This is a genomic window from Pseudonocardia alaniniphila (assembly GCF_022524485.1).
GTDB classification, from domain to species: domain Bacteria; phylum Actinomycetota; class Actinomycetes; order Mycobacteriales; family Pseudonocardiaceae; genus Pseudonocardia; species Pseudonocardia alaniniphila.
This window is the reverse complement of record NZ_JAKXMK010000006.1, coordinates 82,947-104,095: the sequence shown is the minus strand read 5'-3', so window position 1 is coordinate 104,095 and position 21,149 is coordinate 82,947. Positions and strand designations below refer to the sequence as shown.

Annotated in this window: 23 protein-coding genes; 8 read left to right on the top strand and 15 right to left on the bottom strand. The window is 71.2% G+C overall.

The features are described 5' to 3' along the window. The first annotated feature begins 93 nt into the window (after positions 1-93). Both MMF94_RS07315 and MMF94_RS07310 read left to right on the top strand, forming a co-directional pair. Positions 94-1,209, top strand: a complete 1,116-nt coding sequence (locus MMF94_RS07315; protein ID WP_241035525.1) for a WD40/YVTN/BNR-like repeat-containing protein — start codon at positions 94-96, stop codon at positions 1,207-1,209. Next, positions 1,206-1,517: a MoaD/ThiS family protein gene (locus MMF94_RS07310; protein ID WP_241035524.1), complete on the top strand. Its 312-nt coding sequence runs from the start codon at positions 1,206-1,208 to the stop codon at positions 1,515-1,517. Before MMF94_RS07315 ends, MMF94_RS07310 begins: the two co-directional genes overlap by 4 nt. Positions 1,518-1,571: 54 nt before the next feature. Here the strand turns inward: MMF94_RS07310 and MMF94_RS07305 are convergent, their stop codons facing one another. Further along, positions 1,572-2,192, bottom strand: a complete 621-nt coding sequence (locus MMF94_RS07305) for an L-threonylcarbamoyladenylate synthase (protein WP_241035523.1) — start codon at positions 2,190-2,192, stop codon at positions 1,572-1,574. Between the two features lie 106 nt (positions 2,193-2,298). Then, on the bottom strand, positions 2,299-4,071 hold the full coding sequence (locus tag MMF94_RS07300) for an SH2 domain-containing protein (RefSeq protein ID WP_241035522.1): 1,773 nt from the start codon (positions 4,069-4,071) through the stop codon (positions 2,299-2,301). Positions 4,072-4,116: 45 nt separating this feature from the next. Here MMF94_RS07300 and MMF94_RS07295 point away from each other — a divergent pair, with 45 nt between their 5' ends. Beyond that, on the top strand, positions 4,117-4,767 hold the full coding sequence (locus MMF94_RS07295; protein WP_241035521.1) for a ThuA domain-containing protein: 651 nt from the start codon (positions 4,117-4,119) through the stop codon (positions 4,765-4,767). After that, positions 4,764-5,864, top strand: a complete 1,101-nt coding sequence (locus tag MMF94_RS07290; RefSeq protein WP_241035520.1) for a Gfo/Idh/MocA family protein — start codon at positions 4,764-4,766, stop codon at positions 5,862-5,864. The genes MMF94_RS07295 and MMF94_RS07290 overlap by 4 nt, the downstream gene beginning before the upstream one ends. Positions 5,865-5,923: 59 nt before the next feature. On the opposite strand, the gene MMF94_RS07285 is transcribed toward MMF94_RS07290, so the two are convergent. Further along, positions 5,924-6,883, bottom strand: a complete 960-nt coding sequence (locus MMF94_RS07285) for a D-2-hydroxyacid dehydrogenase family protein (RefSeq protein ID WP_241035519.1) — start codon at positions 6,881-6,883, stop codon at positions 5,924-5,926. Further along, the gene (locus MMF94_RS07280) at positions 6,880-7,719 is read right to left on the bottom strand and encodes an IclR family transcriptional regulator domain-containing protein (RefSeq protein ID WP_241035518.1); all 840 of its coding nucleotides are present in this window, start codon (positions 7,717-7,719) and stop codon (positions 6,880-6,882) included. Before MMF94_RS07280 ends, MMF94_RS07285 begins: the two co-directional genes overlap by 4 nt. Positions 7,720-7,838: 119 nt before the next feature. Between MMF94_RS07280 and MMF94_RS07275 the strand changes: the two genes are divergently transcribed. The 4 genes from MMF94_RS07275 to MMF94_RS07260 all read left to right on the top strand — a co-directional run bounded on the left by MMF94_RS07275 (position 7,839) and on the right by MMF94_RS07260 (position 11,379). Then, positions 7,839-9,104 (top strand): Rieske 2Fe-2S domain-containing protein, encoded by a 1,266-nt coding sequence (locus MMF94_RS07275; protein ID WP_241035517.1) that lies wholly within the window; start codon positions 7,839-7,841, stop codon positions 9,102-9,104. Then, entirely contained in the window at positions 9,101-9,604 is a 504-nt protein-coding gene (locus tag MMF94_RS07270; protein ID WP_241035516.1) for an aromatic-ring-hydroxylating dioxygenase subunit beta, read from the top strand. The genes MMF94_RS07275 and MMF94_RS07270 overlap by 4 nt, the downstream gene beginning before the upstream one ends. A gap of 19 nt (positions 9,605-9,623) precedes the next feature. Further along, entirely contained in the window at positions 9,624-9,830 is a 207-nt protein-coding gene (locus tag MMF94_RS07265; protein WP_241035515.1) for a hypothetical protein, read from the top strand. 304 nt (positions 9,831-10,134) lie between these two features. After that, the gene (locus MMF94_RS07260; RefSeq protein ID WP_241035514.1) at positions 10,135-11,379 is read left to right on the top strand and encodes a L,D-transpeptidase; all 1,245 of its coding nucleotides are present in this window, start codon (positions 10,135-10,137) and stop codon (positions 11,377-11,379) included. Between the two features lie 49 nt (positions 11,380-11,428). Here the strand turns inward: MMF94_RS07260 and MMF94_RS07255 are convergent, their stop codons facing one another. The 11 genes from MMF94_RS07255 to MMF94_RS07205 all read right to left on the bottom strand — a co-directional run bounded on the left by MMF94_RS07255 (position 11,429) and on the right by MMF94_RS07205 (position 21,113). Continuing rightward, a complete protein-coding gene (locus MMF94_RS07255; RefSeq protein ID WP_241035513.1) occupies positions 11,429-12,229 on the bottom strand; it encodes an IclR family transcriptional regulator in 801 nt (266 codons plus the stop codon). A 67-nt stretch (positions 12,230-12,296) separates the two neighbouring features. Then, positions 12,297-13,103 carry an SDR family NAD(P)-dependent oxidoreductase gene (locus MMF94_RS07250; RefSeq protein WP_241035512.1) on the bottom strand — a complete coding sequence of 269 codons (807 nt, stop codon included), beginning with the start codon at positions 13,101-13,103 and terminating at the stop codon, positions 12,297-12,299. Beyond that, positions 13,100-14,005: an amidohydrolase family protein gene (locus MMF94_RS07245; protein ID WP_241035511.1), complete on the bottom strand. Its 906-nt coding sequence runs from the start codon at positions 14,003-14,005 to the stop codon at positions 13,100-13,102. The genes MMF94_RS07250 and MMF94_RS07245 overlap by 4 nt, the downstream gene beginning before the upstream one ends. Beyond that, entirely contained in the window at positions 14,002-14,742 is a 741-nt protein-coding gene (locus MMF94_RS07240; RefSeq protein ID WP_241035510.1) for an alpha/beta fold hydrolase, read from the bottom strand. The genes MMF94_RS07245 and MMF94_RS07240 overlap by 4 nt, the downstream gene beginning before the upstream one ends. 1 nt (position 14,743) lies before the next feature. Continuing rightward, positions 14,744-15,064, bottom strand: coding sequence for a DUF4286 family protein (locus MMF94_RS07235; RefSeq protein WP_241035509.1), 321 nt, complete (start codon positions 15,062-15,064; stop codon positions 14,744-14,746). Continuing rightward, positions 15,061-16,092, bottom strand: a complete 1,032-nt coding sequence (locus tag MMF94_RS07230; protein ID WP_241035508.1) for a Gfo/Idh/MocA family protein — start codon at positions 16,090-16,092, stop codon at positions 15,061-15,063. Before MMF94_RS07230 ends, MMF94_RS07235 begins: the two co-directional genes overlap by 4 nt. Continuing rightward, positions 16,092-16,865: an SDR family oxidoreductase gene (locus tag MMF94_RS07225; protein WP_241035507.1), complete on the bottom strand. Its 774-nt coding sequence runs from the start codon at positions 16,863-16,865 to the stop codon at positions 16,092-16,094. The genes MMF94_RS07230 and MMF94_RS07225 overlap by 1 nt, the downstream gene beginning before the upstream one ends. A gap of 33 nt (positions 16,866-16,898) precedes the next feature. Further along, complete coding sequence (locus MMF94_RS07220) at positions 16,899-18,158, bottom strand: ABC transporter substrate-binding protein (RefSeq protein ID WP_241035506.1); 1,260 nt, start codon at positions 18,156-18,158, stop codon at positions 16,899-16,901. Next, complete coding sequence (locus MMF94_RS07215) at positions 18,155-19,033, bottom strand: sugar phosphate isomerase/epimerase family protein (protein WP_241035505.1); 879 nt, start codon at positions 19,031-19,033, stop codon at positions 18,155-18,157. Before MMF94_RS07215 ends, MMF94_RS07220 begins: the two co-directional genes overlap by 4 nt. A gap of 93 nt (positions 19,034-19,126) precedes the next feature. Beyond that, the gene (locus MMF94_RS07210) at positions 19,127-20,155 is read right to left on the bottom strand and encodes an alpha-ketoacid dehydrogenase subunit beta (RefSeq protein ID WP_241035504.1); all 1,029 of its coding nucleotides are present in this window, start codon (positions 20,153-20,155) and stop codon (positions 19,127-19,129) included. Beyond that, positions 20,148-21,113, bottom strand: coding sequence for a thiamine pyrophosphate-dependent dehydrogenase E1 component subunit alpha (locus MMF94_RS07205; RefSeq protein WP_241035503.1), 966 nt, complete (start codon positions 21,111-21,113; stop codon positions 20,148-20,150). The genes MMF94_RS07210 and MMF94_RS07205 overlap by 8 nt, the downstream gene beginning before the upstream one ends. Between the last annotated feature and the right edge of the window lie 36 nt (positions 21,114-21,149).

The following is a 21,149-nucleotide window of genomic DNA, read 5'->3' as shown; positions in this document are numbered from 1 at the left end:
AGGCGAAGTCGAGCTGCGACCGATGAGTTTGCGGCGCACGAGCGGTCCCCTACACCGTGCGGCGCGAGGGCGGCGCGGAACAGGAGAGGTGCAGTGACAGGGGTCCGGGTTCTGGTGGGCACGCGCAAGGGCGCTTTCGTCCTCACCTCCGACGGGAAGCGGGAGAGCTGGAACGTCAGCGGCCCGCACTTCGCCGGGTGGGAGGTCTACCACGTCACGGGGTCGCCCGCCGACCCCGACCGGCTGTACGCAGCGCCGTCCGGCGGCTGGTTCGGGCAGGTCATCCAGCGTTCCGACGACGGCGGCGCCACGTGGGAGCCCGTCGGCAACGAGTTCGCCTACGAGGGGGTGCCCGGCACCCACCAGTGGTACGACGGCACGCCGCATCCGTGGGAGTTCGCGCGGGTGTGGCACCTGGAGCCGACGCCGAGCGACCCGGACACCGTCTATGCCGGGGTCGAGGACGCCGCCCTGTTCCGCTCGTCCGACGGCGGTCGCACGTGGCAGGAGCTACCGGGGCTGCGCGAGCACGGCTCCGGCCCGCACTGGCAGCCGGGGGCGGGCGGGATGTGCCTGCACACGATTCTGCTGGACCCACGCGACCCGGCCCGGATGCACGTCGCCATCTCGGCGGCGGGGGTGTTCCGCACCGACGACACCGGCAAGACCTGGCGGGCCACCAACCGCGGCCTCAAGTCGGAGGGCATCCCCGACCCCGACGCGGAGGTGGGCCATTGCGTGCACAACCTCGCCATGCACCCGTCGCGGCCGGACGTGCTCTACATGCAGAAGCACTGGGACGTCATGCGCAGCGACGACGGCGGCGACACCTGGCACGACATCGGCGGCAACCTGCCCACCGACTTCGGCTTCCCGATCTCGGTCCACGCGCACGAGCCGGACACGGTCTATGTCGTGCCGATCACGAGCGACTCCCACCACTTCCCGCCGGAGGGGAAGCTGCGCGTCTACCGCAGCCGCTCCGGCGGCAACGAGTGGGAGCCGCTCACCACCGGCCTCCCGCAGGAGAACTGCTACGTCAACGTCCTGCGTGACGCGATGGCCATCGACACCCTCGACGACTGCGGCGTGTACTTCGGCACGACCGGCGGCCAGGTGTACGCCTCCCCGGACGCCGGGAACACCTGGACCCCGATCGTGCGGGACCTGCCCGCCGTGCTCTCGGTGGAGGTGCAGACGATCCCATGACCACCACGGCCACGGTGCGGATCAAGCTGCCGGCGCACCTGCGCAAGCTCGCCCAGGTCGACAGTGAGGTTGCCGTCGACGTCACCGAACCTGCCACCCAGCGCACAGTGCTGGACGCGCTGGAGCGCACCTACCCCGTCTTGCGCGGCACGATCCGCGACCACCGCACCCAGCGCCGCCGGGCGTTCGTGCGGTACTTCGCCTGCGAGCAGGACCTCTCGCACGCCGAGCCCGACGACCCGCTCCCGGAGGCCGTCGTCAGAGGAACGGAGCCGCTGCTCATCGTGGGAGCGATGGCGGGCGGCTGATCAGGACGCCCGGACGCCGGTGCCGCCCTCACCGGCGGTGCCGGCGCCCGGCTCCTACTCGAAGCGGGACGGGTCGCCCGCGCCGCGGCGGATGATCTCCGGCTCCGGCCCGGAGTAGTCGACCACCGTGGTCGGCTCGGTGCCGCAGTCGCCCGAGTCCAGCACGGCGTCCACGGCACCGTCGAGCCGCTCCTTGATCTCCCAGCCCTGCGTGAGCGGCTCCGGCTCGTCGGGCAGCAGCAGCGTGGACGACAGCAGCGGCTCCCCCAGCTCGGCGAGCAACGCCTGGGCCACCGTGTGCTGGGGGATCCGCACGCCGACTGTCTTCTTCTTCGGGTGCAGCAGCCGGCGCGGCACCTCCTTGGTGGCGGGCAGGATGAAGGTGTAGCTGCCGGGCGTGGCCGCCTTGATGGTGCGGAACACGGTGTTGCTGATCTGCACGAACTGCCCGAGCTGGGCGAAGTCGCGACACACGAGCGTGAAGTGGTGCTTGTCGTCGAGCCGGCGGATCTCGCGGATCCGCTCGAGCCCGTCGCGGTCGCCGAGCTGGCAGCCGAGCGCGAAGCAGGAGTCCGTGGGGTACGCGATGAGGCCCCCGGACCTGACGATCTCGACGACCTGCCCGAGCGCGCGCCGCTGAGGATCGACCGGGTGAACATCGAAGTAGCGCGCCATGGGCAGAGCTTAAGGAGTGGCGCACTCCCGCGCGGCCTTGACGCGCGACATCGCGGCCCGACGACCGGCACCCCGCCGGTCGCGACCACAGGCAACGCGGGCCGGCTCAGTCCCCGTGCAGCCGCGAGATGTACCGCTGGGCACCGAGAGCGAAATCGAACCATTCGGCCAGCGGGAGGGGAACGCCCTGGGAGGCCCGGAACTCGAAGATCCCCGCCTGCTCCCGAGCAGTGGACGGCCCCACGTCCTCGACTTTGTCGCCCATTGCTCCCATCGATTGGCGGCCTTCGATGGTGGTGAGCAGATCTGTGTTCGCGGGAATCGCCCGCAGCCAGCGCCCGACCGTCAGATCCACCGCACCCGTTCTTTCGGTGCCGGATTTGATGACATTCTGATTCGGGTCGATGCGACCCCGGTAAAGCGCCGCATTTCCCCGGGAGCCCGCTTCGACAACGAGGTCGACCCAGAGTTGGGGGTCCGCGCTGAGTAGCGACTGCTCATCCTGCGGAAGCAGCCGGAAGAGCTTCGCGAAATCGGTGCGGGCCAGCAAGAGATTGCCGAGCTGTTTGGGGTAGGCGAGCGGCACACTCGCCGCGCCCTGAATGAGATAGCTGGATATGACGCCGACGAGGCCCTTGAGATCCTCACTGGGGTTCGGGAGAGCCGGCCTGCCCTGCACCTGCGCCGCTCGGCTGCGCAGCGTGGCCGCTCCACGCGCCATCGCCGGGGGAAGCTCGAAGGCGCGCGCGTCCGCATGCGCTCCTCCGTCGCCGTAGTCGATGGCGTCGACCATGTAGGCGAGGTCGCTCATGTCTCCCATGTCGCCCACGTTGCTCATGTCGCCGGCATTGCGCACGTCGCCCGGACGCGGCCGGAGCCGATCACCCAGCCGCGGGATCGCGCCGAGCCTGAACCCGCTCGTGACCTGTGCCGCCGCCCGCAGATTCCCCCGCGGAATGATCGCGAAGTCGTCGTCCGCCGACCGACCCGTCGCCTTCTGCTGCCGAAAGAAAGGCACCTGGGTCTCCGGGGTCGGCCGGGGGCGCTCCTCGTCGTCGACGGGCCTCGCATCGGCTGTGATCGAGGCGCGCTCCATCTGGTCGCCGAGCCGGGTCAGGCCCCGCATCACCATGGTGAGGCGACGCTCGCCCGCATCGCCCTCCTCGACCGGTGGGTCGACGACGAACTCGATCTCCGAATGCCCGCCCTCAGGGTCTGCATCGGCCTCGGCCTTGAAGCCGTCGAACCGAGTGCCGATCAGTTCGCGTTTCGCGAGCGCCTTGCCGGTACTGATCCGTTTCGCCCGCCACGGGGTCTCGAACTCGAAGCCGACCCTGCGCTGGACGACGAGAGGATCGGGCGCGGTCTCGAGGGGGTCCTGCCCAGACCCGGACGCAGGCGCCGGGCCGACACCGGTCCCGGGGCGGGCCTCACCCTCGCCGCGCACCCCGGCGGCGAGCGGTCGTCCCGTGGCGCGGCCGACGTCGTGGACGGGCCACTGCCGGCCCCCCGGGCTCGCCACCGCATGCTCCGCATGCACCGCGGCTTCTCGAGCAGCCTGCACGGCACGCACGACCGCCGTGTTGCCGGCTCTGCGCTGCAGCGCCATGAAGATGCCCCCGTCGCCGGCGGCGCGGGGGCGGGGCGACCGGGACTGCGACCCGTCGTCGAGCGCGTTTTCGACGTTCTGCGCCGGCGATTCGTGACGATGCACGTAAACCCCCCTCGCACCGGCCGACCTTCGCGGTGGTGCCCACTCACGTCGCCGATGGTGCGAAGAAGAGTACCGGAGCTTATAGGAGCTGAGGAACCAGCGCGTTTCGCTCCGCCCATCCCGGTCGAGATGACGGACTCCAACCTGTTGATCGGCTTTACCCACTTCTGGGAGATTCGGGGGGTGGAGAGCATCGCAGAGTTGCGAAAGTTGACAGCGCTCGTTGTCCGAGGTGGCTGGGAGGGCCACTGCCCCGTCGAGACCACCGACAGCTTCCTGCCGTTTCTCGAGAAGTCCGGCTACGAGACGGTGGTTTCGGACACTCTCGACATCTATCTCGACGCCGAACTGATGGCGCGCACCGACCTCGTCCTGCAGTGCTGGACCATGGGGACGATCACCGCCCAGCAGCTCGCCGGGCTGCGAGCGGCGGTGGAGGGCGGCACCGGGTTCGCCGGGTGGCACGGCGGGATCGCCGACGCGTTCCGCAGCTCCACCGACTACCTGCACATGGTCGGCGGCCAGTTCGCCTGCCACCCGCGCAACTTCGTCGACCACACCGTCGAGGTGGTGCCCGAGCGGGCCGATCATCCGATCGTCGCCGGCATCTCCCGCGTCTCACTGCACACCGAGCAGTACTGGGTGCTGGCCGACAGCCGCAACGACGTCCTCGCCACCACCACCGTGCCCGCGGTGCCCGGCGACCCGTGGACCGAGCCGGTGGTCTCCCCCGCCGTGTGGACCCGCACGTGGGGAGCCGGCCGGGTCTTCGTCTGCACCGTCGGCCACAAGCAGGAGGACCTCGACGTGCCCGAGATCCGCACCATCATCGAACGGGGGCTCACGTGGGCGAGCCGATGAGGATCGGCATCGTCGGTCTCGGCAAGATCAGCGGGGCTTACCTGACGACCCTCGCCAGCCTGCCGGGTGTGCGGGTCACCGCGCTGGCCGACCGTGACCCGCTCCGCGCCGTCGCCGCCCGTGACCACGCACCGGGGGCCCGTGCGGTGCCGGTGGACGAGCTGCTCACCTCCGACGAGGTCGACCTCGTGCTCAACCTGACCATCCCGGAGGCGCACGCCGAAGTGGCCACAGCGGCGCTGCGGTCGGGCAAGCACGTGTACGGCGAGAAGCCGTTCGCCATGGACCTCGGGCAGGCGCGCACCGTGCTGGCAGGCGCGGACGGCCTGCGCGTCGGATGCGCGCCCGACACCGTGCTCGGCACCGGCACGCAGACCGCGCGCAAGGCCGTCGCCGACGGGTTGATCGGCACCCCCACGGCCGCGAACGCCGCCTTCACCTCACCCGGGCACGAGTCCTGGCACCCCGACCCGGAGTTCTACTACCGTCCCGGCGGCGGCCCGCTTCTCGACATGGGCCCGTACTACCTCACCGCCCTGGTCCATCTGCTCGGCCCCGTCGAGCGGGTGGTCGCCGCGGCGGGACGCGCGCGCGACATCCGCACGATCGGTTCGGGTCCCCGCGCAGGCACGGACTTCGCGGTCGAGGTCGACACCCATGTCACCGGCGCGCTCGTGCACGCGGGCGGCGTCGTCACCACCCTCACGACGAGCTTCGACGTGGTCGCCTCCACACAGCCGCGCATCGAGATCCACGGAACCGAAGGCACGCTCTCGGTGCCGGACCCGAACCGGTTCGACGGCGAGGTCCTGCTACGCCCGCGGGGAGCGGCGGAGTGGAAGGCGCTCCCGCCGTCGGCCGGCTACACCGGCGCCGCCCGCGGGATCGGCGTGCTCGACCTCGTGACGAACCATCGCGCCGGCGTTCCGCACCGGGCCTCGGCCGAGGTGGCCGTGCACGTCCTCGACGTGATGGAGACGCTGCTGTCCGCAGCACACCGGCGCACCGGACTCGCCGTCTCGACGACGTGCGAGCCACCTGCTCCGGTGCCCCTGGACGAGGTGGCCGTCGACGGGCGTCCGTCCCCGACGGCCTGATCACCGCGAGGCGCACGCCGTCGCCCGGCACGGGCACCGGCGTGCGCCTCGCGACGGCCTCAGTTCAGCGTGCGGACCGGAGATCCCGCCACGAAGGCGGCGATGTCCTCGACGGCCTCGCGGAAGAACATGTCGTAGGTCTTGCGCGTGACGTAGCCGAGGTGCGGGGTGGCCAGCACGTTGGGCAGGGAGCGGAACGGGTGGTCGGCGGGGAGTGGCTCCACGGCGAACACGTCGATCCCGGCCCCTGCTATCCGGCCCGCGCGCAATGCGTCGACCAGCGCGTCCTCGTCCACGATGGGGCCACGGGAGGTGTTGATCAGGTACGCCGTGGGTCGCATCCGGGCGAGCTCGGGCGCGCCCAGCAGTCCCCTGGACCGGTCGGAGAGCACAAGGTGGATCGTGACGAAGTCGCTGACCTCGAGCAGCTCCTCCTTGCTGGACGCGAGCCGCACGCCCGCGTCGGCCGCCGCCTCCGCCGTGAGGTTCTGGCTCCACGCGACGACGTCCATGCCGAAGGCCTGGCCGATCTTCGCCACGTGCCGGCCGATCCTGCCCAGGCCGATGACGCCCAGGGTGCTGCCGTGGATGTCGGTGCCGACGCTGCGCTGCCACTGGCCACCCGCACGCAGCGACGCCGTCTCTGCCGGCACGGAACGTGCCAGGCCGAGCATGAGGGCCCAGGTGAGCTCCGCGGTCGGCGGCATGAGCCCGCCGGTGCCGCAGACGAGCACACCCTGCTCCGCTGCCGCGGCCATGTCGACCGAGGCGTTGCCCATCCCGGTGGTCACCAGGAGCCGCAGCCGGGGCAGCCGCGCCAGCACCGATCGCGGGAACGGGGTGCGCTCCCGCATGATCACGACGATCTCGTGCTTGCCGAGCGTCTCGACCAGCGCATCCTCGTCGTCGATGTGCTCGTGGAACACCTCGACGTCTACCGCGTCGGCGAGGGAGCTCCAGTCCGCCGTCCGGAGCGCGACGTCCTGGTAGTCGTCGAGCACGGCACAGCTGAGCTTCATGAATCCTCCCGGATCGTCATCGTTTCATCGTCGGCACCCCGCTCCGGGTGCCGGCAGGGGCTGAAGTCGGCACCGAGCCGCTCGCTGATCTCCGCGGCAGCGCGCACGAGCATCGGCGCGAACCGCTCGCGCATCGTCTCCTCGTCGGCGGATGCCACGGACGCGGACATGCCGAGCGCGGCGATGACCCGCCCGTCCGCGCCCCGGACCGGGGCGGCCACCGACCGCAGGCCTTCCTCGAGCTCCTGCTCGACCACCGCCCAGCCCTGCGCACGCGCGGCGTCGAGCCGGTGCAGCAGCTCCTCGGGCGTGCGGACCGTCCGCGCGGTCAGCGGCGCCAACTCGGCTCGCGCGAGGTAGTGGTCCAGCTCGCCCTTCGGCAGGTCGGCGAGCAGCACATGGCCCATCGCGGTGGCGTGCGCGGGCAGCCGGGTGCCCGTGGCGAGGGCGACGCTGGGCCTGCGATGGGTGGCCACCCGCGTCACGTAGACGATGTCGGTGTCGTCGAGTGTGGACAGGGAGCACGCCTCGCGCGTCTCGGCGACGAGCTCCTCCATCCACGGCTGCGCGATCACGGGAAGGTTCAGGGAGCTCAGATAGGCGTAGCCGAGCGCGAGCACGCGGGGCGTCAGGGCGAACGAACGTCCTTCACTGCGCACGTAGCCGAGGTGCTGGAGCGTGAGCAGTACCCGGCGGACCGTCGGCCGGCTCAAGCCGGTGAGCTCGGCACATCGGCTGAGCGTGAGGCTCGGGTGGTGGTCGGAGAAGGCCAGGATCACGGCGAGACCGCGTTCGAGTGACTGGATGAACTCGCGCTGGTCCGGCTCCTTGGGCACTCGATCTCCCTTGACAGTGGTCACCACTGCGAGCGACATTACGGATGTCCGCAACCCGTACTGCGTGTCCGCATAGCGTACATCAGTGCGAGGAGTCGCCGGCGAGAAATGAGGCGCTGATGCGAACCGCCAGCTACGAGGACCTCGACCACCTGGTCCAGCCGGACCGCGTGCACGGGAGCGTCTACACCGACCCCACGCTCTTCGCCGAGGAGATGCGCAGCATCTTCGGCCGCACCTGGGTCTATGTCGCGCACGAGTCGGAGATCGCGCACCCGGGCGACTACCGGAGCACCACGATCGGCCTCCAGCCCGTGATCGTCACCCGCGACGCGGACGGCGGGATCCACGTGCTGCTCAACCGCTGCCGGCACCGCGCGTCGGTCGTCTGCCGGGAGCGCTCGGGCAACGCGAACTTCTTCCGCTGCCCGTTCCACGGCTGGACCTACCGCAACAGCGGTGAGCTGCTGGGCGTGCCGATGAACCGCCGCTACAGCCCGGAGAACCTCGACAAGCCGGCACTGGGCCTCACGCCGGTGGCACGGGTGGACTCCTACCGGGGGCTCGTCTTCGCGAGCCTCAACCCCGACGTTCCCGACCTCGCCGAGCACCTCGGCGGCGCCCGCCACTACCTCGACCGCGTCTTCCTGCACCCCGCGTTCGAGAAGACGCTCAACCTGAGCGCGGGCCGCAACGTGCACGAGTACCCGGCCAACTGGAAACACGCCATCGAAGGCGGGGTCGACGGCTACCACGCGATCACGTTGCACGAGACCTGGTTCAAGATCCGCGACCAGAGCCCGGACCGCACGCACGCACGCCTGGGCTCCCGCGACGAGACCATCGGCTACAGCGAGGCCCACCCCGGCGGCCACGTGCTCCTCGCCCGCTGGCCCAGCGACGGCGACGTCGAGGAGTTCCGCAAGACCTATCCCGAGTACACCTCGCGCCTGGAGTCCGAGCACGGGGATGCGCTCCTGCGTGACTTTCTGGGCCAGTTCAACGTCCTGATCTTCCCCAACTTGCACATCACGCTGCAGAACCTGCGCGTGATCACGCCGATCAGCCCCACACGTACACAGATCACGATGTCGCCGATGCTGATCGGGGACGCTCCCGACGATCTCAACGCGGAACGGCTGCGCGAGTTCGAGGAGGCGTTCGCCACCGGCTCGTTCATCGCCCCCGACGACTCCGAGGCGTTCGTCTGCGTGCAGGAGGGCGTGGCCGCCGACGTCGATCCGTGGCTGCTGCTCTCGCGCGGCCTGCACGACGAGGAGCGGCTCCCGGGCGGCGGCTACCGCGGCAAGCCGAGTGACGAGACGCCGCAGCGGGGCCTGTTCCGGGAATGGAAGCGCCTCCTGCAGGAAGGGCGGACGGCATGACCGGAGCGACCCGAGCGACCGAGGACACCCGCACGCTCACCCGCAGCGACGCCGAGGAATTCCTCTACCACGAGGCCGAACTGCTCGACGGATTCCAGCTCGACCGGTGGCTGGAACTCTTCACCGACGACGCCGTGTACTGGGTGCCCGCCCGCCACGACGAGGCGGATCCGCAGCGCCACGTCTCCCTGATCTACGACGACAGGGGCCGCATCGAGGAGCGGATCTGGCGGCTGACCGTCGGCCCTGCCCACGCCCAGATCCCACCGTCGGTGACCCGCCGCCTCATCACCAACGTCCGCGTGTCCGATGCGGAGCACGGCCCGGTGGTGCGGTCGAACTTCGCGATCTTCGAGGTCCGGAAGGGCACACAGCGGTCGTTCGCGGGCGAGTACGAGCACCGGCTGGTCCCGCACGGGGCCGGCTGGCGGATCCGGCGCCGGACCGCCCGCCTCGTCAACTGCGAGGCCCCCATCTTCAACCTCACGTTCCTGGTCTGAGCCGCCCCGTGAGCGCCCGATGAGCACAGCCGCTCCCCCGCCCCGCCTGGTGCTGCGCAACGAGTTCGCCACCGTGGAGATCCTGCTCGATGAGACCGCCAACGGGCCCCGCCTGCTCGTGCGTGACCTCGAGACCGGCCGTCAGGTCCACCTCGACGCCCTCGAGGTGGAGAGCCTGACGCGGATGAGCCACGACGACTTCGCCGAACGGGTGCGCCCCGCCTGACGCGGCCTGCGCGGCCGTGTGCCGTCCCGGTGCCATTCCCCCCGACGAGCCTTCCCTGGACACGCTCCGCGAGCGCGTTGGTCCGCACAGGTCACAGGCTGCTCCGTCGTCACCTCGGCAGCCGGGCCGACCGGGCCGTCATTTCTGTGTTTCGCTTCATTTTCGCGGTCGCGCCACGCCGATATTCACCGGTCCGGGTAATGGTTGAGGACCGAACGCTTTCGGGGTCCGTGGCGTCATTGACCTGAAGTCGAGCAATTGCTCTGATGATTCGAGGAGAAATCGGCTGCGGGGAGCAACGGTCATGCCCGAATCGGATCGTGCGCGACGCCGAGCGCCGGCAGTGGTGCTCGGCGCGGTCGTCGTGCTGCTCCTCGCTGCCGGGGCGGCCGCCAGCAGCGCGGCCGGCCCGGGCGCTGTCGCCGTGGCCGCCGCCCCGCAGGTCCGGCTCGTTCCGGCGGACGGTGCCACCGACGTGGCCCCGCTGGCACCGATCAGCGTGGAGGCGACCGGTGGCGCGCTCACCGACGTCGCCCTCGTCGCCGAGGACGGCACCCCGGTCCCGGGAACCCTGTCACCGGACGGCCGGACGTGGACCGCGTCGACGGCCCTCGCGTTCGGCACCACGTACCGCTTCGCCGGCAGCGCCATCGGCGAAGGTGGCTCCGTTCCGGTCACCGGCGGATTCTCCGTGGTCGACCCGAGCAGGTTGCTCCGCGCGTCGACGAGCATCGGCGACGGGGCGGTGGTCGGGATCGCCGCCCCGATCGACATCCGCTTCAGCGGCCTCGTCGCCGAGGCCGACCGCGCCGCCGTCGAACGGCTCCTCTCGGTGCGCACGTCCGTGCCCGTCATGGGCTCCTGGGCATGGCTGCCCGACACCGCCCGCACCTCGCGGATCCACTGGCGGCCTGCCGAGTACTGGCCGCCGGGCACGAAGGTGCACGTCGAGGCCCGGCTCTACGGGCTCGACCTCGGCGATACCGAGTTCGGCGCCGCCGATCTCACCAGCGAGTTCAGCATCGGCCGCTCCCAGATCGTGCGCGCCGACGTGAAGCGCCACCGCATGGTCGTCATCCGCGACGGCAAAGAGGTGTCCAACGTGCCCGCCAGCTACGGGCTCGAGTCGGACCCGAGGCGGGTCACGCGAGGCGGCATCCACGTCGTGATGGGCAAGTCCCGCACCGAACTGATGACCAACCGGGCGTACAACTACGAGAACGTGCCCATGCACTGGGCGGTCCGGATCTCCAACAACGGCGAGTTCATCCACGCCAACCCCGCATCGGGATACGCACAGGGCCGACAGAACGTCACCCACGGCTGTGTGAACCTCTCCACCGCGAACGCGCGCGCCTACTTCAACTCGGTTCTCTACGGGGATCCGGTCGAGGTCACCGGAAGCCACATCCAGCTTTCCGCCGCAGACGGCGACTTCTACGACTGGACGATTCCGTGGGATGAGTGGCGAGCGATGTCGGCCCTGCACGGTTCGGAAAACCAGCTCGCGCGGATGGACGGCGAGGCCTCCATCCAGCTTCCGCGCTGAGGCCACTCCGCGGTTTCACCGGCCGTAACCACCGCGAGTCGACCGCGGCTCAGGCGGGGTCGCCCACGCCCTCCTGCGGCTGCGTCGCCGGCTGATCACCGAGCATCTGCACCGCCTCACGCAGGCTCGCCAGGTAGCGCGCCTTGTGCTGCCGGTAGCGCTGCACGGGCGCCGAGATCGTGTAGCACCCCATCACGATCCCGTTGCTCCAGATCGGCACCGCGATGCAGGCAACGCCCACCGAGAACTCCTCGATGTCGGTGGCGTAGCCGTTCTTCGCCACCCGAGCCAACTCCCTTTCGAGGACGGCCGGATCGGTGATCGTCTTCGGCGTCATGCTCTCCAGCGGATGCATGGCGAGGTAACGCTCGCGGTCGGCGGGCTCGGCGAAGGCGAGCAGCACCTTCCCCGAGGCCCGCGCGTTGGCCGCCCCGCGGTAGCCGGGCCGCAGGTCGGTGACCTGCACCGCGTGCGTCCCGGCCAGGTGCGCGAGCACCACCGGGTTCCCGCTCCGCCACGCACTGAGGTAGGCGCTCTCGCCGGTGGCGTCGGTGATCCACCGCAGCGGTGCCAGCAGCTCGGGAGGCGGGACGGTCTGCTGCGCGTACGCGGCCGACAGCACCTCCATCGCGAAGCCGAAGCGGTACTGCTTGCGCTCGTCGCGGGCGAGCAGCTTCGCGTCGACCAGCGTGTTGAGCAGGTGGTACACCGTGGGCACCGACGTGCCGAGCTCCTTGGCCAGACGGTTGACCGACCGGTCCGGCTCCGGCAGTGAGGCGATGAGCATGAGCAGGTGCGCGGCCCGGGACACCGACCGGATCCGGGTGCCCGTTCTCATCTCGTCGGTCATGTCATCCCTCACGTCCGATGCGACCGTTTCGGCTCCATCTTCGCGTGTCCGCTCGTGGGCGGCGCGTTCACCTGTCCGGACTGCGGATCGAGACGCCTCCGTCCACGGGCAGGACCGTGCCCGTGATGTAGCGGGCCTCGTCCGACACGAGGAACAACGCCGCGAATCCGACGTCCCATCCGGTGCCCTCGATGCCCAGCGGCGAGGCGGCGCGCCTGCGATCGCGCAGCTCGTCCGCCATCCCTGCGGCGTAGACCATCGGTGTGTAGATCGGCCCCGGCGCGATGCAGTTCACGCGGATCCCGGCGGCGGCGTGGTCGATCGCCATCGCCCGGGTCAGCGCGATCACCGCACCCTTCGCGGCGGTGTAGGGCGTGAGCCCGCGGGGACGCAGCGCCGAGATCGACGACAGGTTCACGATGGAACCCCCGCCTCCCGTCGCCATCACCGGCACCACCGCGCGGCTCGCCTGGACGATCGTCCGCACGTTGACGGCCATGACCCTGTCCCAGTCCTCGGACGTGGCGTCGAGGATCGTTCCGGGGCCCTCGATCCCGACGTTGTTGTCCAGGATGTCGATGCGCCCCCAGCGCCCGACGGCCGCGGCCGCCATCGCGGTGCAGTCGTCCTCCACCGTGAGATCTGCGGCGACGGCGACGGCCTCGCCGCCCTCCGCGGCGATCATGTCCACGGTGGCGTTCGCCGCGTCCTCGTCGCGGTCGACGACGAGGACGCGGGCGCCGTGGCGGGCGAACAGGATCGCCGCGGCCCGTCCCGTCCCGATTCCGGCTGCGCGGGAACCGCCGCCCGTCACGACCGCGACCTTGCCGTCCAGGCGCCGCTGTGCAGGAGATCCGTCGACCGGGTTCGTCACGACAGCCCCATCAGCGTCGCCGCCGTGCCACCGAGCATCTGCTCCACCTCGTCCGTGGTGATCTCGACGCCGTGGCGGCCCGCGATCTCGGGAAGGTCCCGGAAGGTCTCTACCCACGTGTGCAGCGGCATCACCGCCGATACGCCGGGGCAGTCGCTGCCGAACACCACGCGGCCGAGCCCGATGCCGTTCTTGATCTCGGCCAGGTGGGAAACGAAGCGGCCCTCGTCCTCGATGAGCAGGCTCTGCCACAACGAGAGTTCGAGGTAGAGGTTCGGCTTCCAGCGGGCCATGTCGAGCGCCAGCGGGAACCACGCGCGCTGGCCGGCGTGCAGGATCACGAAGTTCGTGTCGGGGAAGTCCGCCGCCGGCTCGTCGAGGTGCAGCGGGCTCGCATACGTGCTGATCAGCGGCGCGGCCATCGGCCCGGTGTGCACCGCCACCGGCACTCCCCGCTCGCCCGCCAGCGCGTAGAGCGGGTGGCACACCGGGTCGGCGGGAGAGAACCCGGAGCAGGGATGCAACTTCAGCCCGCGGGCGCCGGCGTCGAGAGCGTCACGGAACAGGTCGACGGCCCCCGGCCGGCGCGGGTCGATCCCGAAGAAGGCGATGAAGTGCTCCGGGTCCTCACGGGCGAGGTCGGTGGCGAGCCGGTTCTCCTCCTCGATCGACCGGTCGCCCTCCCCGAGCCGTAGCCCGTAGTCGCCGAGCAGCAGGCACGAGCGGTCGACGCCGGCCTTCTCCATCTCGGCACGGATCTCGCCGGCTCGCGCGCCGACGTCCTGCACGGGCGCCTCGGCGTGCCGGTGGACCCCGGCCACTCCCCCACGCGCGGCGATCTCCCGCACAGCGGCGTACCGCTCGAAGATCGACCACAGGTGGCGGTGCAGATCGATGATCATCGCAATGCTCCTTCCTGCGCCCCGGCCCACGCCAGGTGTTCCAGTACTGCCACGGAGAACTCCCGCGGCCGCTCGAGGAAGGCCATGTGCGGGGCGTCCATCTCCACCAGCCGCGCGTCGGGCAGCCGCGCGGCCAGATCCCTCATGACGTCCATCGGCGTCGACAGGTCGCGCGTCCCCGCGATGCACGTGGTGGGCACGCGGATCTCGCCCAGCCGATCCAGTACGTCGTGCGTGCCGATCGCGCGCCAGGTGTCGGCCAGCGCCCCCGGGTCCATCGCCAGCAGCCGCTCCCGCGCGTACGCCATGTACGGGGTGTCCCGATCGGCCTCGAGCGCCGCGGGGGTGAACCAGCGGGTCAGCGTGTCCTCGAGCATTCCCGCCGATCCCCTGTCCTCGGTGGCGTCGGCCCGGTCGTTCATGACGGCGGAGTCACCGCGCGGGGTGGTGCAGGCGAGCACGAGGGAGCGCACCCGGTCCGGATGCCCGAGCGCCAGGTGCATCGCGACCATGCCGCCCAGGGACGCGCCCACCACGTCGAGCGGCCCGGTGCTGTGGCCCACGATCTCGTCGGCCATGTCGGCGAGAGTGAGGCCGGGGCGGGCGCGCTCGCGCTCACCGTGGCCGGGCATCGTCACGGCGCGTACCGGGGGCAGATCCAGCCACTCGACGCACCGGCGGTCGAGACCGACCGGGTGCAGGAACAGCAGCGAGCTGCCGTCGGAGTGCCTGGCCATGTCAGGTCGCCTTGCTCGGGATCTCGCGATAGACGTTGCGCACGTAGGAGGTCCAATGGGGGCTCACGCGCTTCGTCCACTCGGTGGGCGGCTGCATCGCCTTGTAGGCGTCGGTCTCGAGCACCTCAGGGTCGTCCAGCTCGTAGAGCGCGAGGTACTTCGGCTCGCCCTCGACGCTGACGAACCGCCGTGCCGACAGGAAGCCCGGGCACCCGAGCCGTTCCGGGACGTGCTCCTCGTCGTACCAGCGGTTGAAGTCCTCCTCGTGCGCCGGATCGATGTCGATCATGACGAGTAGCAGGCCGGTGCCCCGATCGCTCATGGTGAGCCTTCCTCTGCGGAGTTCCCGATCCCGGCCGGCAGGGGGCCGGCCAGGGCATACGCGTCCTGCACGAGATCCATGACCGCGGCCATGTCGGTGAGTGACGCCAGCGGTCGTTCGCCCTCCCGGACCCGGCGCAGGACGTCCCGGACGAAAACCGGGTAGTGCGGAACGTTCGTGGTGTGTGCCCGCACGTGCTCACGGGCGCCGTCGGCGCGAATGACCTCGACGTCGTCCGGCCCGGTGGCGATGAGGTAGTGGTCGCGCGCAACGATGCTGAACCGCATGTCGAACGTCGAGTGCGGGCCGGGCAGCAGATACCCGGTCTCGACGTGGAACGTGCGCACGCCGCTGCGCAGGCTCACGAGAGAGTGGTCCTCGATCGGCAGCCCGTGGGCGGCGTTCGACATGACGGCTCCGGCCACGTCGACCTCGGGCCCGAAGAGCACCCGGGCCAGGTCGAACATGTGCACGGAGAGGTTGATCGTGCACCCTCCGCCGGACCGTGCGGGGTCGAGCATCCAGCCGCAGCCGGAGTCGAGATACCGCTGGGGCGTCCCGGCGATCCAGCGGAACGACAGGTAGTCGATCTCGTCGTCGGTGAACCGCTCGCGCATCACGCCGAGCAGCTCGCTCTGGCGCCAGACGAAGGGCACCGCCGCGAACGCGCCCTGCGCCTCGGCTCGGCTGGCCAGGCGGCGTACCTGTTCCGCGTCGGTGCCGCACGGCTTCTCCATGGCGAACGGGATGCCGCGGTCCAGGAGGTGCTCGGCCTCCCCCACCATCTCCGCGTGCGAGCCCAACGCCAGTACGAAGTCGGGCCGGACGTCGTCGTAGAGCTGCTCGTCGGAGACCGACCACGGGCAGTCCAGGCGCTCCCCCAGGCCCTTGGCCACCTTCTCGTCCCGGTCACTCACGCCGGCCAGCTCGACGTCGGGGAGCTCCAGCAGGGTCGGCAGGTACAGGTCGAGGTGCCAGTGCGAGGCACCGACGACGGCGACGCGCAGGGGCTGCGAGGACGGGGGCATCAGATGGACCGGTTGATTCCGCCGTCGACGACGATCGTCTGCCCGGTGACGAACCCCGCGCGCGGCGAACACAGGAAGGCGCACAGGTCGGCGATGTCCTCCGGCCTGCCGACACGGCGCACCGGGATCCGCTCGGCGTAGCGCCGCAGTTGTTCGTCGAGGTCGATCCCGGCGCCCGCGGCCGCCTTGCCCTGCACCTCGCGCAGCCGGTCGGTGAGGATCGGCCCCGGCGCGATGTTGTTGACCGTGACGCCCGCCGGGGCGAGCTCGTCGGCCAGCACCTTCGCGAGCACCGTGACGCCTGCCCGGTTGGCCTCGGAGATCACCAGCTCGCTGATGGGCTCCTTGGTGCCGTACCCGGTGAGGTTGACGATCCGGCCCCGCCCGGACTGCCGCAGGTGTGGCTGCGCGGCGCGGATGAGCCGGACGGCGCTCATCAGCACTCCCTCGTGCGCCGTGTCCCAGGCGGCGTCGTCCAGGTCGGCGAACCGCCCGGCGGGCGGCGGCCCGCAGTTGACCACCAGCAGGTCGAGGCCGCCCAGGAGCTCGACGGTCTGCTCCACGAGCGGGCCGATGTCGGCGGCCGAGCCGAGGTCGGCGGCGACACTCCCCGCCGCACCGATCTCGGCAGCGGCGCCCGCCAGCTTGCCGTGGTCGCGGGAGGAGATCACGACCCGCGCCCCCTCACCGGCCAGCGCCGCTGCGCAGGCCCGGCCGAGCCCCTGGCTCGCGGCCGTCACGAGCGCGCGGCTCCCGGCGAGTTCCAGATCCATCGCGTGCCTTTCCTCGAATGTCCGAACCTGCGGTCAGGTGCCCTGTCCGCCGCCGAGCGGGAGCGCTGCCACCGCGGCGACGTCGGGCGGGTAGACGGTGCGCAGCGCGCCGCCCTGCCACTGGACGAGGATCGGCACGATGTACTTGTTCGCCCCGGTCCCGTCGAACCCGACCTTGCCCGGCGGCACCGCCGATGCGGGGCCCTCGGTGAAGTCGGTGGTGACCAGCGCCTGGCGGATCAGCGCCGGGTCACAGGTGGCACCCGACTCCATCAGCTGCGCGAGCTCGTGGACCGCCGCCCACGACTCGCCGGCCTCCTGTGGCATGAACACGCCGTACTTCTGCTGGTAGGCCGCGGCCACCTCGGGAACGCCGGGGAGCTTCAGGTCGGCGTTCCAGGCCGCCGACGCCATGATGCCGTCGGCGGCAGGGCCCAGGGCCGCGGAGAACTGCGGGGTGAGCGCACCCCCTCCGCCCGACGTGGCGATCGGCGTCGTGACACCGCGGGAGCGCAGACCCCGGATGATGAGCGACAGGTCGGAGACGTTGCCGCCGAGCACGATCACGTCGGTGCGTGCGTCGGCGAGCCTGCTCACCACGGCCGTGGCGTCGGAGAGCCCGTTCGGGAACGTCACCTGCTCGCGCACGTCGAGGCCCTGCGCCTGCGACCCGGCCACGATCCCGGCGCTCTGTGCCTTGGTGGACGCGTCGTCGCTGCCCGCCACGGCGACCGTCCGCAGGCTGCGGCTCTGCTCGGCGAAGACGCCGGCCACGGCCTTCATCGTCTCCGTGCCGAACGCCGATGCCTTCGGCGGGATCTGGAACAGGTAGTGGTAGCCCTTCTGTGTCAGCTCGTCGACGAAGGACTGGGTCAGCAGGGGGACCTTCCGGGTCTCGGTGGCGATCACCGTCGTGAGCGTCATGCTGCTCAGGTAGGAGCCGACCACGGCCGACATGTCGTTGCCCTGCAGCATGTTCTCGGTGACGGTCTTGGCCTGGCCCGGGTTGTCGGAGCTGGTGTCGCCGCTGACGATGCTGATCTTCGCGCCGTGCAGGGCACGGATCCCGCCCGCCGCGTTGATCTCGTCGGCCGCGAGCAGCATCCCGTTGAGCGAGTTCTGGCCGTTCTCCGCCCACACGCCGCTGAGTGGGTAGGGCGCGCCGATCTTCACGCCCGCGCCGCAGTCCACCGCGCCGCTGGAGCGGTCCTGGAACGCGATCCCGCCGCTGCACGCCGTGGCGGCGGCGAGCAGGACCGCCGCCACGACCGCACCCGGCAGCCGGAGTCTCACCGCGCGGCACCGGCGGGCTGCGCCGGGGGCGCGCCCACCAGAAGAGAGCTCAGGAACCCCAGGGAAGCCCCCAGCCGTTCCCGCTGGTCGGCGACGCCGGGGTAGTTGTCGAGGCCCTCCACGGAGAGCCGGTAGGGCTCGGCGCGCTCGTCCTGGGCCACGAGCACGCCCATCAGGGAGGTCAGGTCGGCGACGCCCTCACCGGGGTAGCACCACTGCACGTCGAACCCGCGGCGGTGGAACCGGTCCTCGACGTAGCGCGACTCGATGCGGAAGTCCTTGGCGTGCCCGGCGGGCGCGAGCGGGGCGAGCCTGCTGATCACGGTGAGCGGGTCCTGCAACGAGGAGATCGGGTTGATGAGGTCGAGGAAGACGGCCACGCGGTCGCTCCCGACCCCGTCGATGATCTCGACGTACTCCTCGGCCGTGAAGTCGGAGTGGTTCTCGAGCAGGATCTGTACGTCGCCGGGCACCTCGTCGACCGCCCGGCGGAGCACGTCGGTGACGTAGCGCTGCTCCGCGGCGATGCGGTCCGGCGCGCCCATGAGCTCGTTGCGGTAGAAGCCGGAGGAGACACGGGCGAACGGGCTCCCGATCGCCTCGGCCAGCTCCGTCCAGCGCCGGATGCGCTCGACGCCGGAGTCGACGCTGTCGCCCTTGTCCGCACGGCCGACCACGTCCCCGGAGAGCGTGATCTCCAGGCCGAGGTCGGCGGCGAGTTCGCGCAGCGCCGCCAGCCCGGCTGCCGGCCGGTCGGCGACGTGCACGGCGTTGAACTGCACGAACGCCGCGCCCAGATCCGCGACCTCGCGGAGCACGTCCTCCAGGCGGATCTCGCCGGTGGCGAGGCGGCAGTGGTACGAGAGCGTGTCCACGCCCAACACGATGTGCACGGCCGGTGGTCCCTTCTTCGAGCGTTGCCCCGCTGGGTCCTTGCAGTGCGCCGCCTCGGCAGGCGGCGGAAGCTCTCAGCTGCCGGCGAGCCAGCCCTTTATCGACGCCGCGATCCCGTCGCTGTCGGGAAGCAGGCCCGCCACCAGGCTGGGCGCGGCCGGGACCCGTGTGTCGGGCAGTCCGAGGCGCAGCGCCGGGCTGCGCAGCGCCACGCCGGATCCCGCGACGCGCGCCACCACCTCGGCGCCGAATCCGCCGGTCACGTTGGCCTCGTGCAGCACGGCGAGCCTGCCGGTGTGCCGGACCCGCTCGATGACGTCCTCCGTGGGGAACGGGTTGAGCCAGGGCACCTCGATCACCTCCAGCGACACCCCCTGCTCCGCCAGCGTGGACGCGGCCGCCACGGCCCGTGCGGTGATCGCCCCCCAGGTGACGAGCGTGGCGTCGGATCCCTCGTGGCGCACCCGCAGACCACCGGGCGGTTGCACGGGTCCGCCGAGCACCACCTCCTGCTTCCCGGCGCTGTAGAGCGTGCGGTTCTCGATCACGATCGTCGGGTCGTCGCAGTACACGGCGGCGACGAGCAGGTCGTAGGCGTCCTGGGCGGTCCACGGCATGCACACCCGCAGGCCCGGAACGTGCAGGAAGAACGCCTCCAGGCTCTGGCTGTGCTGGGCGCAGGCTCCCGGGGCGGAGCCCTGCTGGGTCCGCACCACGACCGGTGCCCGCAGCTCCCCGCGGCTGACGTAGTGCACGTTGGCCAGCTGGTTGACGATCTGGTCGAAGGCCACCAGCGAGAAGTCGGCCCACATGATCTCCACGATGGGACGGCGGCCGAGCATGGCCGCGCCCACGGCGGAGCCGAGGATCGCCGACTCGCTGATCGGGGTGTCGAAGACGCGCTCGCCGAAGTCGCGGCGCAGCCCACGGGTGACGCCGAAGACACCGCCGGGCTTGGCGATGTCCTCGCCGTAGAGCAGCGTCTCCGGCAGCTCCTCCAGGCAGCGGCGCAACGCCGCGTTGACGGCCTCGCCGTAGGTCAGCTTCGCGACGGTGCCGCCCGCCTGTGCCGGACGGAGCGCGGTTGCAGAGGTCTCAGACATAGAGGTGGTCCTTCGCGGTCGCCGGGTCGGCGAGCGGCGCGGCGAGCGCCTCGGCCGCCGCCTGCTCGATCTCCGCGCGGGCGTCGCGCTCCGCGCCCTCGATCACGGTCTCGTCCACACCGGCGGCCCGCAGCTGCCCGCTCAGCCGGGCGACGGGCTCCCGCCTGCGGGCCTCGTCGAGCTCGCCGGGCCTGCGGTACTGCTCGGCATCACCGATGTAGTGGCCGACCAGCCGCGCGGTCATCGCCTCGACCAGCGTCGGACCGCCGCCCTCCCGGGCCAACTCCACGGCGTCACCGAGCCGGTCGCGCACGACGGCGGGGTCGTTCCCGTCGATCCGCTCGCCGGGGATGCCGTAGGCCGCGGCGCGCCGGTAGAGGACCGCGTCGCGCACCATCTCGTCGATGGGGGTCAGCTCCGACCACGTGTTGTTCTCGCAGACGAACACGACGGGCAGGTTCATGGCGGCGGCGAAGTTCATCGCCTCGTGCACCGCGCCCTGGTTCATCGCGCCGTCACCGAACACCGTGATGGCGACGCGTCCGGACCCGTCGAACCGGCCGGCGAGCGCCGCTCCCACCGCGATCGGCGCCCCGGCTCCGACGATGCTGTTCTCGCCGAAGAAGCGGTGGGCGGGGGCACTGAGATGCGCTGATCCACCCCGGCCCCCGTTGGTGCCGGTGGCCCGGCCCAGTACCTCGCCGAACAGGGCGGCGGGCGCCGCACCGCAGGCCATGGCCCAGCAGTGCCCGCGGTAGGTCGCGAAGACGGCGTCGTCAGGACCGATCAGCTCTGCTGCGCCGACCGGGATCGCCTCCTGGCCGATGCCCAGGTGGATCGAGCCGACTGCGTCGCCCGCGAGCCGCAGATCGCGGACCTTCTCCTCAAACGCCCGCATCCGCCAGACCTGGTGCAGGTCGGCCAGAAGCTGCTCGGTCGGCGCGGCCGGGGTGCTCACGGGCCCGGCTCCCGAGTCAGGGGCGTGCGTGCGCGG